This window comes from Oceanobacillus sp. FSL K6-0127, from assembly GCF_037983385.1.
Taxonomy (GTDB): Bacteria; Bacillota; Bacilli; order Bacillales; family Amphibacillaceae; genus Oceanobacillus; species Oceanobacillus profundus.
Genome location: NZ_CP150287.1, coordinates 2,049,255 through 2,065,580 on the forward strand (window position 1 = coordinate 2,049,255; position 16,326 = coordinate 2,065,580).

At 33.6% G+C, this 16,326-nt stretch carries 20 protein-coding genes, 1 tRNA gene and 2 pseudogenes; 20 read left to right on the forward strand and 3 right to left on the reverse strand.

The window, feature by feature from the left end:
* Nucleotides 1–31 precede the first annotated feature (31 nt).
* The 3 genes from MHH64_RS10275 to MHH64_RS10285 all read left to right on the forward strand — a co-directional run bounded on the left by MHH64_RS10275 (nucleotide 32) and on the right by MHH64_RS10285 (nucleotide 2,002).
* Nucleotides 32–484 (forward strand): DUF4429 domain-containing protein, encoded by a 453-nt coding sequence (locus tag MHH64_RS10275; RefSeq protein ID WP_251660474.1) that lies wholly within the window; start codon nucleotides 32–34, stop codon nucleotides 482–484.
* Nucleotides 485–1,261: 777 nt separating this feature from the next.
* The gene (locus MHH64_RS10280; RefSeq protein WP_303447981.1) at nucleotides 1,262–1,660 is read left to right on the forward strand and encodes a MarR family transcriptional regulator; all 399 of its coding nucleotides are present in this window, start codon (nucleotides 1,262–1,264) and stop codon (nucleotides 1,658–1,660) included.
* Entirely contained in the window at nucleotides 1,661–2,002 is a 342-nt protein-coding gene (locus MHH64_RS10285; protein WP_303447980.1) for a DUF3147 family protein, read from the forward strand.
* An 80-nt stretch (nucleotides 2,003–2,082) separates the two neighbouring features.
* Here MHH64_RS10285 and MHH64_RS10290 read toward each other — a convergent pair whose 3' ends face one another.
* Nucleotides 2,083–2,922, reverse strand: coding sequence for a tyrosine-type recombinase/integrase (locus MHH64_RS10290; RefSeq protein WP_340003191.1), 840 nt, complete (start codon nucleotides 2,920–2,922; stop codon nucleotides 2,083–2,085).
* Nucleotides 2,923–3,144: 222 nt separating this feature from the next.
* Here MHH64_RS10290 and MHH64_RS10295 point away from each other — a divergent pair, with 222 nt between their 5' ends.
* From MHH64_RS10295 to MHH64_RS10355, 13 genes and pseudogenes are all read left to right on the forward strand, one after another.
* Entirely contained in the window at nucleotides 3,145–3,576 is a 432-nt protein-coding gene (locus MHH64_RS10295; RefSeq protein WP_303447978.1) for a GNAT family N-acetyltransferase, read from the forward strand.
* Between the two features lie 172 nt (nucleotides 3,577–3,748).
* The gene (locus MHH64_RS10300) at nucleotides 3,749–3,919 is read left to right on the forward strand and encodes a hypothetical protein (protein ID WP_303447977.1); all 171 of its coding nucleotides are present in this window, start codon (nucleotides 3,749–3,751) and stop codon (nucleotides 3,917–3,919) included.
* Between the two features lie 12 nt (nucleotides 3,920–3,931).
* Nucleotides 3,932–4,447 (forward strand): hypothetical protein, encoded by a 516-nt coding sequence (locus MHH64_RS10305; RefSeq protein ID WP_340003192.1) that lies wholly within the window; start codon nucleotides 3,932–3,934, stop codon nucleotides 4,445–4,447.
* 153 nt (nucleotides 4,448–4,600) lie between these two features.
* Complete coding sequence (locus tag MHH64_RS10310; protein ID WP_251660463.1) at nucleotides 4,601–5,086, forward strand: hypothetical protein; 486 nt, start codon at nucleotides 4,601–4,603, stop codon at nucleotides 5,084–5,086.
* Nucleotides 5,087–5,207: 121 nt separating this feature from the next.
* Nucleotides 5,208–5,542, forward strand: a pseudogene (locus MHH64_RS10315) (alcohol dehydrogenase); the annotation flags it as partial.
* Nucleotides 5,543–5,688: 146 nt separating this feature from the next.
* A complete protein-coding gene (gene plsY, locus MHH64_RS10320; protein ID WP_095309430.1) occupies nucleotides 5,689–6,267 on the forward strand; it encodes a glycerol-3-phosphate 1-O-acyltransferase PlsY in 579 nt (192 codons plus the stop codon).
* A gap of 406 nt (nucleotides 6,268–6,673) precedes the next feature.
* Complete coding sequence (locus MHH64_RS10325; protein ID WP_340003193.1) at nucleotides 6,674–7,927, forward strand: aminopeptidase; 1,254 nt, start codon at nucleotides 6,674–6,676, stop codon at nucleotides 7,925–7,927.
* A 261-nt stretch (nucleotides 7,928–8,188) separates the two neighbouring features.
* On the forward strand, nucleotides 8,189–8,494 hold the full coding sequence (locus MHH64_RS10330) for a hypothetical protein (RefSeq protein WP_118888761.1): 306 nt from the start codon (nucleotides 8,189–8,191) through the stop codon (nucleotides 8,492–8,494).
* A gap of 430 nt (nucleotides 8,495–8,924) precedes the next feature.
* A pseudogene (locus MHH64_RS10335) lies at nucleotides 8,925–9,336 on the forward strand (NUDIX hydrolase).
* 429 nt (nucleotides 9,337–9,765) lie between these two features.
* On the forward strand, nucleotides 9,766–10,038 hold the full coding sequence (locus MHH64_RS10340; protein WP_118888763.1) for a hypothetical protein: 273 nt from the start codon (nucleotides 9,766–9,768) through the stop codon (nucleotides 10,036–10,038).
* A gap of 104 nt (nucleotides 10,039–10,142) precedes the next feature.
* On the forward strand, nucleotides 10,143–10,484 hold the full coding sequence (locus tag MHH64_RS10345; RefSeq protein ID WP_251660452.1) for a metalloregulator ArsR/SmtB family transcription factor: 342 nt from the start codon (nucleotides 10,143–10,145) through the stop codon (nucleotides 10,482–10,484).
* Nucleotides 10,485–10,506: 22 nt separating this feature from the next.
* Complete coding sequence (locus MHH64_RS10350; RefSeq protein ID WP_340003194.1) at nucleotides 10,507–11,019, forward strand: SRPBCC domain-containing protein; 513 nt, start codon at nucleotides 10,507–10,509, stop codon at nucleotides 11,017–11,019.
* A 169-nt stretch (nucleotides 11,020–11,188) separates the two neighbouring features.
* Nucleotides 11,189–11,998 (forward strand): helix-turn-helix domain-containing protein, encoded by an 810-nt coding sequence (locus tag MHH64_RS10355; protein ID WP_118888766.1) that lies wholly within the window; start codon nucleotides 11,189–11,191, stop codon nucleotides 11,996–11,998.
* A gap of 18 nt (nucleotides 11,999–12,016) precedes the next feature.
* Here MHH64_RS10355 and MHH64_RS10360 read toward each other — a convergent pair whose 3' ends face one another.
* A complete protein-coding gene (locus tag MHH64_RS10360; protein ID WP_118888767.1) occupies nucleotides 12,017–12,655 on the reverse strand; it encodes a GNAT family N-acetyltransferase in 639 nt (212 codons plus the stop codon).
* A 283-nt stretch (nucleotides 12,656–12,938) separates the two neighbouring features.
* On the opposite strand from MHH64_RS10360, the gene MHH64_RS10365 reads away from it, so the two are divergent.
* Nucleotides 12,939–13,253, forward strand: a complete 315-nt coding sequence (locus tag MHH64_RS10365) for a hypothetical protein (protein ID WP_118888768.1) — start codon at nucleotides 12,939–12,941, stop codon at nucleotides 13,251–13,253.
* Nucleotides 13,254–13,532: 279 nt separating this feature from the next.
* Here the strand turns inward: MHH64_RS10365 and MHH64_RS10370 are convergent.
* Nucleotides 13,533–13,605 (reverse strand) — tRNA-Val (locus MHH64_RS10370).
* Nucleotides 13,606–13,947: 342 nt separating this feature from the next.
* Here MHH64_RS10370 and ectA point away from each other — a divergent pair.
* From ectA to MHH64_RS10385, 3 genes are read left to right on the forward strand one after another with little or no spacing between them, the layout of a single operon-like run.
* On the forward strand, nucleotides 13,948–14,463 hold the full coding sequence (ectA, locus tag MHH64_RS10375; RefSeq protein WP_118888770.1) for a diaminobutyrate acetyltransferase: 516 nt from the start codon (nucleotides 13,948–13,950) through the stop codon (nucleotides 14,461–14,463).
* Between the two features lie 41 nt (nucleotides 14,464–14,504).
* Complete coding sequence (gene ectB / locus MHH64_RS10380) at nucleotides 14,505–15,752, forward strand: diaminobutyrate--2-oxoglutarate transaminase (RefSeq protein WP_095309519.1); 1,248 nt, start codon at nucleotides 14,505–14,507, stop codon at nucleotides 15,750–15,752.
* Between the two features lie 26 nt (nucleotides 15,753–15,778).
* Nucleotides 15,779–16,165, forward strand: coding sequence for an ectoine synthase (locus tag MHH64_RS10385; protein WP_095309412.1), 387 nt, complete (start codon nucleotides 15,779–15,781; stop codon nucleotides 16,163–16,165).
* Nucleotides 16,166–16,326: the final 161 nt, after the last annotated feature.

Sequence of the window (16,326 nt, forward strand, 5' to 3'; positions counted from 1 at the left end):
ACCGATAATAAAAAAGGAGGGAGTTGGCACTATGGCTGAATTTTATTTTAAATCAAATGGTAAGTTCATTGTCACCGTGGAAAATGGTTATCTGAGATGGAAAAGGAAAGGGTTTCAAAATTACTTAAACCAAGGTTCTAAAGGAGAGAAGAGTATACCGATCAAGAGCATAACGGCAATACAAATAAAAGAACCGCGCTTAACAACTGGATATATTCAATTCGCATACAGTGGAGCATCTGAAAGTAAAGGCGGTGTTTTAGACGCGGTCAAAGATGAAAACACCATTACTTTCTTAAAAAAAGAATTAGATCAGGCTATTGAGTTGAAAAATCTACTAGAAACCTTGCAAAATGAAGACAATTCGGTTATCACTAAATCAAGTGACGCTGAAGAACTAATTAAATATAAGCAGTTGTTGGATGATGGTATTTTAACTCAGGACGAGTTTGATGCTAAGAAAAAACAAATACTAGGATTATAAGCATCTCATAATGAGGTGCTTTTTATTATTGTAATAAGAGAATCGTTTGCAAGGGACACAATTGTACCCTGTACCAATCTAAATCCTTATATCCTTCGAGATTATGCAGTAAATGTAATGATTAGGGAGAGGTGATTCGTATTGGGCTTGAACCAACGACCTCTACCCTGTCAAATTAGTTTCTGAAGTAAATTAGAAAAAATGAATTCAAAGAAGTGCAGTTTAATAGGGGTTTGGGAGGCTTGAAAATCAAATAAGTTAAATAAATTTAAGCCAGAAAACTAATTCTGTGACTTTTTTGTGACTGATAGGTAAGCAAGTGGTCTGTACTAATATAAAGAACAGTTACTGTATATAACAGCAAATATCTTTTCCCTATGTTATTAGCATAATGAATGATACTTAATCATGTTACTTTTTTATTTGGTGTGTATCATTGAAGTGTTCTATTTTGAGATGTATTTTAAAAAATACATCTCAAATGATATTAAAATTGAGTAATAAAATTGCAATTTAAAGTCATCTAAATTGACCTATACTCAAATTTATTAGTTGTGGCTAACAATCGAGGTGCGTTCAAAACAGACGGCTTTTATCATATTGTTTTCCTTTTTTAAGATTATTAATAAATCATATTATAACTTTGTGAAATATTGTACTTAAACTAACGTGGCAGGTTAGTTTAAGAACTATTGAAAGCAGTCGGTAAATTTTTATTGCATTTATATCGTATAACACGATATAATCTATTGAAACGATGTATTGGAGGTATTTTATATGATTGATGAAATAAACAGATATTTTTCTAACATTTACTTTGAACTTCACCCAGTACAACAAGAATCCATTTCTCACCAAAGTGTCCGTATATTACAAATGGTACATAAAAAGCAGTTTGTAATGGTTCGAGATATTGCAGAACATTTATCTATATCACATAATACTGCTTCGGAACACGTGAAAAAGCTAGTAAGTAATGGATGGCTATATAAAGAAAGATATGAAAAAGATCAACGTAAGGTTTACTTACATCTTACGGAACTTGGTGTAAAGATAGTAAGGAAAAACACAGAATTAGATGAAGAAAAATTACAAGCAGCACTTGATAAGTTATCAGATAAAGAAAGGATACAAATTGTTAAAGCCTTTCAATTACTCAGTGAGGTATCAAAATAAATGTATTTATTCATAAAAATTGTAAGCTCCGCAGCCATTATTGGCATAGTTACCGAATTAGCAAGAAGATTTCCAGTGTACGGAGGAATTATAGCAGCTTTACCTTTAATCAGTATTCTAAGTATAATTTGGCTTACTGTACAAGGAGAATCCACAAAGACTATTAATGAGTTTACAGGTGGTGTGATAGCAGGTCTTCCAGCAACTATTGTAATGCTCTTGATAATTTATATGGCATTTAAACATTCTATTCATTTATCAGTAGCGATTTTATTTGGAGTTATTGGCTGGGGGTTCTTTTTAATCATTCAGAAATATATAATCGAAATATTCTTCTCCTAGAAAAGTTTTAAGTTCTTTAGCTAACTGGTGCAAAAATTGAAAAGAGCAACGAGATATTTATTGCGTTGCTCTTCAACAATCTAAAAATACTTTCTATAAAACTCTTGCCTAAGTCTCCCACTTAATTGAGCATAAATTCGTGTTGTTTCGCTTTTCTCGTGCCCTAGAAGACTTTGGATAACTTCAAGTGGAGCACCATTATTCAAGAGATGAGTAGCGTAACTGTGCCTTAATTGATGAGGATGAATGGTTTTATTAATTCCAGCACGATTAGAAATACGTTTAATTATGTATCTCATTTGAGCAATACTCATCCTATGTGGAGATCGTTCTGTAACAAATATAGCAGAATCATTGTCGTTCCTACTATTTAAGTATTTATTCAGCCATATATCAAAACGTATATTGAAATATACCTCTCTTTCTTTATCACCTTTACCTCGAACAATTGCCGATTGACTTCCCCAATTAATGCTGTTTCTGTCAAGTGTCACGATTTCTCCAATACGACACCCAGTTGAAAACATAAATTCGAATAAGGCTTTCTCCATTGGAGTAAAACAAGCATCTCGTAAGTGCTCAATCTCTCTTTCTGTTAAGAATTTTGGGATACGTTTCCCGATTTTTGGTTCTTTTATTTTACTAGCAGGGTTACTATCAATGATCCCTTCCTCGTGTGACCAACGAAATAAGGATCGGATAAATCTTATTCGATGAGACAAACTTGATGGCTTCAATTCATTGCTTGATTCAGCTAAATATTGCTTTAGATGCTGGGTTGTAATGTCATTCATTTTGGTATTACCTAAAAAGTTAACTAATAGCTTCGCTTGAAGTCTATAAGCATTTAAAGTTTGTGGAGAAAAGCCCTCAATTCTCTTATCTGCTTCATAAGATTTCGTAGCTTCTAACAACAGCAAATCAAATCACTCCCTAATTAGATTTATAACAAAGCATATCCAATCATCGGAATAAAATAATTTTCTGAATAATTTAGGGTGTTCTAAATAAAAAAGTGGAATTTAATGTTAAAATAAAAATATGTTATTAAGCTAAAGGGGCAGGTTAGTAGAATAAACGGTATTGAACTAACCTTATCTTAATAATGATTCATAAGTGCTGTAATTTGAAAGGGTGATAACGTGAACATTAGAAGAAACAAAAAAATAGAAGTTAATAAATTAATAAAAATATGGTATGAAGGTTCCTTAATAGCACATGACTTTATTGATAAGGATTATTGGAAATCACAGCAAAAGGATATGGAAGGAAAATATCTTCCAATGTCTGAAACCTATGTTATAAGTAATGAAATAGAAATTGTGGGTTTTGTATCATTGGTAGATGATTATTTGGCTGCACTGTTTATTGATGTTAAGCATCAAGGCCAAGGATACGGAAAAAGATTATTAAACTTTATAAAAGAACGAAGGGAAAATATACAACTGAAAGTGTACAAGAAAAATAGGAACGCCGTTAATTTTTACGTGATGAATGGTTTTGTAATAAAAAAAGAATTATTAGATGAACAGACTGTTGAGGAAGAGTTTTTAATGGGATGGGAAAGAGTTTAAGCTCCATTGGTTAAATCATATTATTACATAAAATAATCTCTTATTGTGCTAGCGGGTGCCATAGTTAAAGAATGAAATTGAACGGCAGTTATTGTGATAAAGCGTCAGGAGAGTTTCATAAAGAAAGATGGGGAGAAAAATGCAATACTTAAAATATAGGATGAAGTATTATGTGGCTATAATTGTGGGTTTGTTAATAGGCTTTTTAATTGCCCAATTGTTATTTGAAACGCCAGATTACCTAACTGGATTTATTGTTGCAACAATTGGGTTGGTAATAGGGGAATCTGTTGTTTCTTTTAGATGGTTACGTCGAAGCAAAGGTGCAGGGTTGTTTAAATAATGGTAAATAGTTTTGAAAAATAAACTGGTGAAGGTGGAGGTTATTATTAGACGATTTATGGTCATTTTAATGGTTATAGCTATTTTTTTCATATCTGCTTGTAGTGAAAAGGATAAGATAGACCACTTCTCTTCTAAAGAAGAAACTTTGGAACATTTTAGTGAGAAAGAAGATATTGAAGGGAATATTGATTTAATTATAACGACAAGAGGGGAAAAGTTATTAGTAGTACAGTCGAGAGAGGATGTATTTTTTGTTGGAGAATTAATCGAAGACAAGGAAGGATATTACGCAAAGAGAATATCAGACAGTGTTGGAGTAGGGATAGGTGCGAGTTGGGAATTAAATACAGTAAATAAAAATAAGTACACAATTTTTGAAAAGAATAAAGAAGATGCGTATTACATAAAGTTCTCTAATGGCGAATACGACATCTCCCTTGTAGAAGGACATACGATAAGTGAAAACGACTTAGTTTTAACAAGTGCGATAAAGGAAGTTGAAACAGTAAAAGATAAAATCAACTAACTGGTGCGATAGTGACTGAAGGAGATCAAAGTGAGATCGCCTTTTTCTTATGGTTAAAATCTTGATTTTATTATTGGAATATTATGTTAGTATTTAGGTAGAAGTTAAAGCTAACGGTAGGATTATTGAATAAGTCGAGTAGTAAAAAAGGGAATGAATAATCTGAATATAAAAATATTGTGTTTTAAGAAATTTAAAGGGAAAGAAAAGCCTGTTGACTATGTTAATTGGGCTTATAGTCTGTGGGAAAATGAAACTCGAACACCATCCGTAAATATCCTCGCTTCATTGAGAGAGCCACTAAATATTTTTGAAGTAGAAGACTATTTTAATAGAGCTTTAGGTGAATTAGGTATAAAGGAGCCTTCTTATGAAGAATGTGCAAAATGTTATATACGTTATTTATTAATGCAAATAATAGATGATCATAATAAAGCAATAAACTTGGCATATGAAATATATGAAGTGGTTCGTGAACACTTTACTAATGAAGAATTAGAGATATGGTTTGAAATAAGTGAAATGATAGATGACTTTCGTTATGGCGATAATATAAATAAATTTACCGAAGACTTCATAATAACTATTATTGTACAAGAAGCAAAGAAACAATTAATTAGCAAGTTCTTATTGAGCTAACGGGTGTGATAGTTAAACAAGGTGATTATTATATTTGATCGCTTTTTTCTGCTGGAAAAATTCAATAAAATGTTTAAAATATTATGCTATCATCGAAGTATAAGCTGGCAGGATAGTTAAAGTTTCGCTTAATGAAACAGTTATGTAATTAACAAATGGAGTGGGGGCAGATGCTGCTATCGATTCTGTTGGAGGCGCTGATGGGAATGAATTAGCTTTTAGTGTCCTCTGTAATGGCAATTTTTTAACAATTGGTCTTTTATCTGGGGTACAAGTAAATTGGGTAGAGATTGTAAACAAGGCAAAAGTAAATGCTAATATATTTCATTTACGGAATTGGAATAAAAATGTTTCAGCAAATAAATGGCAAGAAACTTTTCAAACGTAAAAAAGGCTGTTGAGGTTGTAGAGTCTTCTAAAACAACCAAGGGAAAAGTATTTTTAACAAGTTATTAAGTCTTATTAAGCAAACTGTTGCTTTTCTTGAAAAAAAATTGCAACTAGTGTCATTAAAGGGGTAGGTTATGTAAGAAGGATTGCAGGAAAATCATATGCAATAAATAGGCATACTTACTTAACAAACTATGTAAGGAGATAATAATTTGAACATTTTAACTTTGAGTCTAAGTTATTTAATTGGCTCAATCTCATTTGCTTTAGTAATCGGTAAAATATTTTATAAGAAAGATATTCGTGATTACGGTAGTGGTAATCTTGGCGCAACTAATGCTTATAGAGTTTTAGGCATAAAAGCAGGATTTATTGTTGCAATTGCTGATATATTAAAAGGTACATTTGCTTGTTTACTTCCCCAAATACTTGGTTCTACAGTTAACCCTATTGTATGTGGTTTATTAGCCATATTAGGGCACATATTTTCTGTTTTTGCTAGTTTTAAAGGTGGAAAGGCTGTTGCGACAGCAACTGGAGTCTTCTTGTTTTTGACTCCTTTAGGTGTTTGTGTTGGTTTTGTTGTGTTCGTGTTAACTTTGCTATTTACTAAGTATGTATCACTAAGTTCAATGTTGGCTAGTATAGCATTATTCATTTACAGTCTTATATTTGAAGATAAAGTTATCATAGCACTTTCTCTCCTAATAAGCGTATCAATAATTGTTCTACATCGACAAAATATAAAGAGAATTGTAAATGGAACAGAGAACAAAATAGTTGGAAATTAGTTATTGCTTGTTAAGCTAACTGGTACAAAAGTTGAAGATGTAATGAATAGCACCTATTTCTTACTTTTGGAACCAAATATAAAGAAGAGCAAGTAACCCTGCTCTTCTAAACGAATTCTATTGGTTGAATATAAATTCTTCAGTAGCGATGATCATTCTTTCATTTGTTGTTGGAGTGATTTCTACTATTTATTTTTATTGGTAACAGAGGGAATCGAAAAGCGTATAATACGTAATTGCTTATTAAGTAAACCAGCTAATAGAAGCTCGTTGGATACTGCACTATAGGGTGCGATAATTCAAGAAGGATTATCGCATTTTTTGTCGAAGTAGAGGGGTAGGATAGTTTAAGTACGTCTGGGGTCTGTAGCAAAATTATACAAGAACATCACAGGGGAGATATTAAATGAATAAAGGAATATATGAATTTATAAGTGAACAACAGTTAAAAATGTATGCAGAACTTGCTGTACGAACAGGTGTAAATCTGCAAAAAAATCAATTATTGATTATTCATAGTGATATACAAAATGCTACGTTTGCACGTCTAATCCAAACGATAGCATACGAGGCAGGAGCTTCAAATGTATTTATAGATTGGACAGATGAACAGTCAACCAAAGAATTTTACTTAAATGCAGCAGATAGTATCATCGATCACTTTCCTGATTGGCAGGCTGCCCGTTTTAAGGAGTGGGACGATGCAGGTGCTGCTTACATCCATATTATTTCTGAAAACTTAGATGTCTATAAGGAGGTTTCTACAGAAAGGATAAGTCGTTTCCAAAAAGCTTCTCGTACGAAATTGAGGGATTATTATGCGAAAATTAGATCCCACGAGGTACGCTGGTGTCTTCTAGCTGTCCCGTATGTTGTATGGGCAACTAAAGTATTTCCTAACCTAAGTAAAGAAGAAGCTTTACAATCATTATGGAAATTAATTTTAAAAGGATCACGGGCAGATGGGGAAAATCCTATAAAAGATTGGGAGAGTCACAATAGAGCCTTCGAGTCTCGAAAAAAAATCCTAAACGAGAGCCAATTTGAAGCCTTGCATTTTACAAATAGCGGTGGAACTGATTTATTAGTTGGTCTACCTAAAAATCATCACTATATCGGTGGGGGTGTCATAGATGAAAATGGAATACCTTTCTTTCCGAACATTCCTACGGAAGAAATATTTACTGCTCCCCATAAAAATAAGGTAAATGGCAAATTGGTAGGTACTAAACCTCTTATCTATGGTGGAAGTGTCATCGATGAATTTTATCTAATTTTTAAAGATGGACGGATTACCGACTATTATGCCGCAAAGGGACAGGAAGTGTTACAAAATATCATCGAAACAGACGAAGGTTCACATTATCTAGGTGAAATTGCCTTAGTCTCTAATAAATCTCCTCTTGCTCAGGCAGATACTCTTTTTTACAATACCTTATTTGATGAAAATACGACCTGTCATATTGGAATCGGAAATGCATCTCCCTCCAATATTCAAAATGGCATTGACCAATCTGAGGAAGAGTTGAAGGAAGCGGGTCTGAATACTTCACTTTTGTTAGTTAACGTAACCTTTGGTACCGAAGATATGAAAGTAGTAGGCATTAAAGAAGGTGGAACTGAAGTCCTGCTAATGAAGGATGGGGATTTCCAATTCTAAATTGTCTACAACTTAAAAACAGAGAAAACTGGTTTCTGATGGATTATATTTAGTGCAAGTTATAGTGAAAACAAACTGGGCAGCATTCCTGTAACAAATGAAGATTATGGGTTATGTTTGTGAAAGAATGTACTTAAACAAACGGATGCATTACTCAAAAGTGACTATCTTGTTAAAGGGATGGCAGTCGAAGATCAGTGGGACGGGAATGAGAATAGTAAAATGTGATTGTGGACTATAAATGATCGGGGTGGAAATTTAATGAAAAACAAGGATACTATTTATGATATTGTCGTGCATACTGTCAATTTAATTCTATTGGGAGCTATCGGTTTTCTTGCGTTTTTCTCTGTGGTAAATATTAGCCCACACCGAGACCCCGTCTCTGACATGTTTGGATTCGGTACAATTATTTTCCTGACTGTAATGTGGGCAATCAATTACTGGTTCCAATTCAAGAAAAGAAAATGGATTCTACCAATAGCCGGAACCGTCCTTTTCGTCGCCATCGCTTTGTTTATCTTGGATGTGGGCATACCATTCTTATACGACACTTTTATTAGATAAGCCCGCAACCATATAGAATAATAGAAGTAATAAATATTGTTTTTATCATTCTACTTTACTAACCGGTGCATTACTGATAGAAGGATAATGCTCCTCCTTATTCAAGTAACGCAACAGAATAAAAATAGCTTTGAGAGGATGATTAAAATTATAATACCAATTATAATTTTAATTGCACTTTGCTTAATACTCTGGTTTTTTAAAATAAACACATCCTATGTAATACCTAATTTAATAGAATGGGCTACAAAGTTCATTCTTCCTTGGATAACGTTGTATTGGATAATTAGGTTGGTTAAAAGTATAGAAAAAATAAAATAACAACTTATTCAAGTAACTAGTACATAGAAGATATTTTACTGGTGGGGCAGGGTAGCCGAAAAACATTCCGTAATAATTTAACGCTGAAAAACATAGGAGAGAGTTAGAAATGATAAGAGTCGATGTAACTTATGCATTTATTTATCAATGAGGATAAGAAAAAAATCCTTATGGTTAATAACAAGGGTGGAGGTTGGTCTCTCCCTGGTGGTGCAATGGAAAAAGGAGAAAATCTAGAACAAGCAGTTATTCGAGAGGTCAAGAAAGAAACAAGTTTAACAATTGAAGCTGGAGAAATTATAGCTGTCAATGAAGCTATATTTAAAGACAAGGGACATCACGCTATATTTATAACATTTAATGCAAAAGTAATCGGAGGAGAAATTTCCATTATAGACAAAGACGAAATTTCAGAAATAGAATGGGTATCCATACAAAGGGCTAATGAATTAATGCCTTATCATCTTAATGGAGTTGACAGGATATTTAAAGCCTCATCTCCTTATACATTTCAAGGATAATAAACCCCGGCCGATCTTCAACGTTAATTCAAGAAGGATTAACGTTATTTTACGTAGATGTAAGACATTTTTATGAAAAGAGTGGTTTCCAATCTTGCGACAAGGGATCTTTAGTAGCTTTCGCTATGTTGAGTTAGATGCATTAGTTTAAAAGGCATTTTGTTATGAAAAAACATAAAATAGGGAGTTGCACTTTAGACTAGGTGCAACATTTTATATAAAACAATGCGTATTCAATTAAGCAACAATTTCTGAATTATAAAAATATGAACTTAAAGTAACGGGTGCCTATGTTGAACAATGGGGTTGCTGCGGCAACCCTTTTTCTTATTCGACTAACTTGGAAAGATTGTTTAATAGTGAAACTATTTTTTTTTTAATCCGTACATAAGTTTAGGGAACAAATAATATATGGAGGTTTAAAAATATATGGAATACATTCTTATAATCATAGCTTTTCTTATAATAATAAATGTAACGGCTAAGGTGAATAAATTAGAAGGTCGCATAAAAAGAATGCAATATACCTTAGACCAAGTAACCAAACAATCGGGTCTGCCTGAAAATCCAATCAATGATGAACTACGTAAACTAATAAAAGAGGGCGAAGATGTAAAAGCAATTAAAAAAGCAAGAGAAACTTTGGGTCTTTCACTGATAGAGGGTAAAGAATATATTGATAAGTTGAAATTCAATGATTGATAATTCTTGATTTACCCACAAAAGCACAAAACGAAAGATCGGATATGTTTTTAATTTAACTAAACAGTTGAGTATAAATTGAGAAGTTTGTTATATTTAACCATATGGTTAATCAATATCAAGATAACTTAAATGAAATTTTTCATGCTTTATCCGATCCAACAAGGAGAGAAATCGTTTATATGATGTCTCAAAAGGAGAGGACAGTTTCAGAGTTAGCAGAGCCTTTTGACATGTCTTTAGCAGCTATTTCTAAACATATAAAGGTTCTTGAACGAGCAAATTTTGTGGAGAGGAATGTAAGAGGAAGAACGCATATATGTAGATTAAACGCAGCGTCATTGTCTCAAGTTTCTGAATGGCTTCGTTTTTATGAGAGGTTTTGGAGTAATCGTTTTGACCCTCTTGAGAAAGAGTTAATAAAGGCACAAAAGAAAGAACATTAAATTACATAAAGGAGTTTTTAATATGAACAACTATTCAACAACCACTTTAACAATGGTCAGAAATTTTGATGTAAAATCGGAAAGAGTTTTTGATGCATGGTTAAACCCAGAAATGATGAGAAAATGGTTTTTTACATTGGAAGGGACGAATAAGGTTGCACAAAATAATCCTGTAGTAGGCGGTACTTGGGAAATTGTTGACCATCGACAAGGAAAAGATTACCGTGCGATTGGGGAGTACCTCGAAATTGATCCTCCGAAAAAAATCGTGTTCACTTTTAAGATGCCTGAATTGACACCAGAAGGATTCAGCGAATTAGCAGATACGATTACAGTTGAGCTAAAAGAACTCCAGCAAGGCTGTGAGATGACTTTCACACAATTGATCCATGTTATTCATGAAGAAAATTGGACAGAGTCCGATATCGAAAAAGCTCATGATGAATGGCGTGATAGCACTGAACAAGGCTGGTATTATATGTTTATGGGTCTTAAAGAATTATTGAAGACAGGAAAAATTAGCTATAAAGGTTAAAAATCATTTTGGAGTTTCGAGATATATAAATCTACCTAAATAATAGGAAGACATTAAGGATACTCTATTAATGCCAATAATAATAACAAAAATTAATCAATAACGTGTGCTATTCTAAAATATAGGGGTGAAAAAAGGACTTCACGCATTAAACTTCTTGGAGGAATTTATGGTTAATAAAAGATACTTTTCAATTGGAGAAGTTTCTAAATTAAAGGATGTTACAATAAAAGCCTTGCGTTATTACCACGATATTGGCTTGCTTACGCCTGCCTACATAAACCCCGAAAATGGTTATCGGTATTATACAATTAACCAATTTTTTTACCTTGATATTATAAAAATATGTAGACAGGGTAATGTAAGTATTAGTGAAATTAAAGATTTATTTACTAATTCCGATACCAATTATCTTAAGTTTTACTTGGAACAGAAAAATGAAGAAATTCAGATGGAAATAAAAAAACTAATACAGTTTAGTAAACAAATAGAAATATTAAAGAAAGCTATTCATACATCTGAGGATGATCTTATGAATAAAGGCTTTAATATGCAGACCTTCGAAGAAAGATACCTTTTTAGTTCACCTACACAGGGTGGAGTACTTGATGAAATGCAGTCATTCGATAAATTAGATGAAGAATTAGAAAGATTTATAATGAATACATTCCAGTACGGACTAATTTATTCACGTCATAATGATATTTGGGCTATTAGTGATGCATTTCGTATAATAACAGCAGATGATTCTATTATGCTTAAAGATAATCCAAGTGTATCTAAGTTACCAAAGGGAGATTACTTAACTGTAAATTGTACAAGAGAAACTGAAATCGAAACATTTCAATTAATAAAAGAATATTTGGTGAAAAAGAGTTTGTCGTGTGATAAGATTTATTTATTTTATTTAGTTACAGATGTCTTTAATCAAAATAATCACTTTTCGCAATTTCAAATTAGTTTAAAGCCCACCCCCTAGCTAAGGTGGGCTTTAAACTTAAAATTTGTATTCATAAATAAAGTTTGTATTCTCGAATCTTCCTTCAGGTAAATTAAATACAGTTAATTCTTCCTCTAGGCGTTTAAAACCATTACAGTCGTAGAACCCATAGTTACTTATTGTATCTGTATATACATAGATTTTATTAACTTTTGTGTTTCTAAAGTAAGAAAATAGCTCATTCAATAATTTTTTTCCTACCTTTTTACCTCTCGACTTTTCAGAAACGGCAAAGAATTCTAAACAGCCTTGAAACTCATTTTCTTTTCCTCTAATTAACTTGCTATATGCATCATTAGTCTTTGAAGTAAATTCGACAAATAAGTTTCTTTCGATGTCGTTTAGATTTAAGATTTCTAACAGTTCCTTTGTATAATCCTCTTGTAATAATCTATAAGATCTTATCTCATCAACTCTTGATCCAAAAATTACACCAATGACCTCGCCGTCTAGTGTAGCTACTCTCCCGAAGGTACTTTTGTTTAATATCGGATTTATAAACATTAGCGTAATTGCTGCATCTAGTATATCTTCGTTTTCTACCTCTTCTATAAACCCTTTAGCAAAGGCCTCAGCAGTAATTACTTTAATAGGTTCTATGTCCTCTTTTTTAATGTCTCTAATTTCTAAGTTCATTTTGAATTCCTCCTTTAAATGATTAACTTACAAATAGAGTTTAATGTCTACCCTATAGGGGAGAGTCAAGAGTTTCTTTTTAATTTTCTTAGAGAATATATGCATTTCTATTATTCTACAACAATAATGTCCTGTTAGTTTAAGTGCATATTAACCTTACCATTTAATTGCAATATTTCAAATAATAAATCTAAATTAATGTAACTAATTATAATTTACTATTCCTTGGTCAAAATTAAAAGTAGACCACTTGCTTACCTTTACTAATAAGGAGGTAAGCAAAATGATAGGATCTATTCAAAAATATAAGAAAAAACAAGGGATTAGATATCGATATACCGTTGATCTCAATCAAGATGGGGTGCGTAAACAGAAAAAGAAATCCGGTTTTCTACTATCTAGCCGAGTCATCACTGAACTTAAAGAACACCGAAGAAATCAGGAGGGTCAGAAGAAAGCGGCTGGAGAAATGTACCAAGATCAAGATTTAGTTGTTTGTACAGAAAATGGGGCGGTCCAGGATCCGGGAAATTTGCTGCGGGTTACAAATAGAATCATTAAGCAGGTGGTGTACGTATCATTCGCTTTCACGATTTAAGACATTCGCACGCATCCATCCTGTTATCAGGAGGTGTAGATTTAGTCAAAGTTGCTGCACGTATGGGACATACCAGCCCCAAAACAACCTTGGAAATATACGCTCACCTTGTTCCTAACAACGATTATGATGTTGCCGATGTGTTTGAAATGGCTCTAAAAAATTCTGTGACTGATTTGTGACTGCTAACCAAATTGGGGTGAAAAACAAATCTTTACTATAAAAATAAAAAAGCCTGTACTCCTTGATATACAAGGGATACAGACCTCTGTTTTATGATGATTCCGATTGGGCTCGAACCAACGACCTCTACCCTGTCAAGGTAGCGCTCTCCCAGCTGAGCTACGGAATCGTATGTACGATTTGTACTTATTACTATACGTGTAAAATGCCGTCCTGTCAATATTAATTTGCTTTATTAGAGACTTGCTAAAAATACGACCAATAAGCAACCAACCTTCTGATTTAAAACTCTAAAAAACTCGAATTTTGCATAAACCGGATTATACCTCAGCATTTGCTAGCTTTTAATAGGCATCTTCAATCAAACTACCCACAGCATACCTCATCATGAATAATCTGTAAATTCCCGCCTTTATCAATTTTGACGAAATGGAAGCTTATTATTAATCTTATAGAGTACCAATTAAATAGCGCAGGAGGTGAGAGCATCAATACAAATGGAATTGCAGGAATGAATGCAGTAGCTGAAATTGAAACAGATTTTCATTTTCGTAAGCCAACCAAACACGATGGATCAGTGGTTTGGCAACTCATAAAAAATACAAAGGTACTTGATTTAAATTCGTCATATAGTTATTTAATGTGGTGTGAGATATTTTCTGATACATCCATTGTGGCAGAAAGAAACGGGGAGATTGTTGGGTTTATTTCCGGGTTTTTTCATCCGAATACAACGGATAAATTATTCATTTGGCAGGTTGCTGTTAATGAATCTGAGCGCGGTAAAGGTTTAGCAACAAAGATGTTGTACCAATTACTGAACCGTACAGCATGTGGAACCGTTCAATACATTGAAGCAACAGTTTCACCTTCAAATAAACCGTCACAATCATTATTTAAAGGTCTTGCAAAAAAGCTTGAGACAGATTGCAACATCAGTGATTACTTTCTCTCAGAGGATTTTCCAGCTGAAGGACATGAAGATGAATTGCTATTCAAGATAGGTCCAATAAAAAATAAAAGATAAAGGATGATTTGGTGACTACAGCTGTATTAAATGATGCGAAAATGAAAACATTTGAGGAATTAGAGTCTGCTGTAAGAAGCTATAGCAGAGGCTGGCCGACAGTTTTTAATAAAGCAAAGGGCTATAAACTTTGGGATACAGATGGCAAGGAGTATATTGATTTTTTTGCCGGTGCAGGAACAATGAATTATGGCCATAATGATGATACGATGCAGCAAAAAGTGATTGAATATATCCAAAATGATGGCATTATACATAGCCTCGACATGGGTACAACTCCAAGAAAAGAATTCCTTGAAAACTTTAAAGAAATTATTCTTACACCACGTAAGCTTGACTATAAAATTATGTTTCCGGGTCCAACTGGAACAAATACAGTAGAAAGTGCTTTGAAAATTGCTAGAAAGGTAACAGGACGTGAGACAGTTATAAGCTTCACAAATGCTTTTCACGGAATGACGATTGGTTCTCTTTCTGTGACAGGTAATTCCTTTAAACGCCATGGTGCAGGTGTGCCACTCCATCATTCGGTATCTATGCCGTTTGATAATTATGTGGAAAATCATGATTCCATCGCCTATTTGGAACGGTTTTTAGAGGATAGTGGAAGTGGTGTGGCATTGCCAGCTGCTATTATATTGGAAACGGTACAGGGAGAAGGTGGCATTAATGCTGCGCGAATCGAATGGTTACAAAAGATAGAGGAACTGTGTAAACGCTGGGACATTTTATTAATTGTAGATGATGTGCAGGCAGGAAATGGACGTACGGGTACTTTCTTTAGCTTTGAACCAGCTGGTATTGAACCGGATGTTGTTTGTCTTTCCAAATCGATCGGTGGTTTTGGTCTGCCAATGGCAATTACATTAATCAAACCGGAACATGACAAATGGGGTCCGGGTGAGCACAATGGTACTTTCCGTGGAAATAATTTAGCGTTTATTGCAGCGACGGAAGCATTAAGCTATTGGAAAAATAATGACTTCGAAAAAGAAGTTCAGGAAAAAGCAGAAATTCTAAAGACTGCTGTAAGTACTATAATTGAAAAATATCCTGAACTGAATGGAGAAGCAAGGGGCAGAGGATTGATGCAGGGAATTGCAGTAGAGGAAGAGGGTCTAGCAACTGAAATTTGTGCAGAAGCATTTCAGCGTGGCTTAATTGTAGAAACTTCCGGTCCTAAGGATGAAGTCGTTAAATTCCTGCCACCGCTTATTATTGACAAAGTGGGATTAGAAAAGGGATTTCAGCTATTAGATGACAGTATTAACTATGTCTTGAACAAATAATGAGGGATAAGAAAGGGGAATGCGCTATGATCGTTAAATCATTAGAGGAAATTATTGGAACAGAGGATGAAACTTTCAGTGAAAACTGGTCGAGCCGTCGATTTATTTTGAAAAAGGATGGCGTTGGCTTTAGCATGAACGATACCATTATTAAAGCTGGTACGGATAACTTTTTCTGGTATAAAAATCATATTGAAGCAGTTTATTGCATTGAAGGTGAAGGGGAAATTGAAAAAGTGGAAACTGGAGATGTTTTTCAAATTAAGCCTGGAACAATGTATTTGTTGAATGATAATGATAAGCATCGTCTTCGTGCACGTACACAAATGCGAATGGTTTGTGTGTTCAACCCGCCATTAGTCGGAACAGAAACACATAATGAGGAAGGGTATTATCCGCTTTTAGTTGAATAATAATTTGTTTTAGGCCATCTGATACATGTCAGGTGGCTTTTCAAAGGTTAGGTCCTTTTTAAAATCCATCGTAAAAGTCTGCTCTAAGTAGAATGTTAATCAGCGTATATCCTTTGTGCTATTTCGCTAAAAGTTGTCAGATGAAGAACAAAAAATAGGTG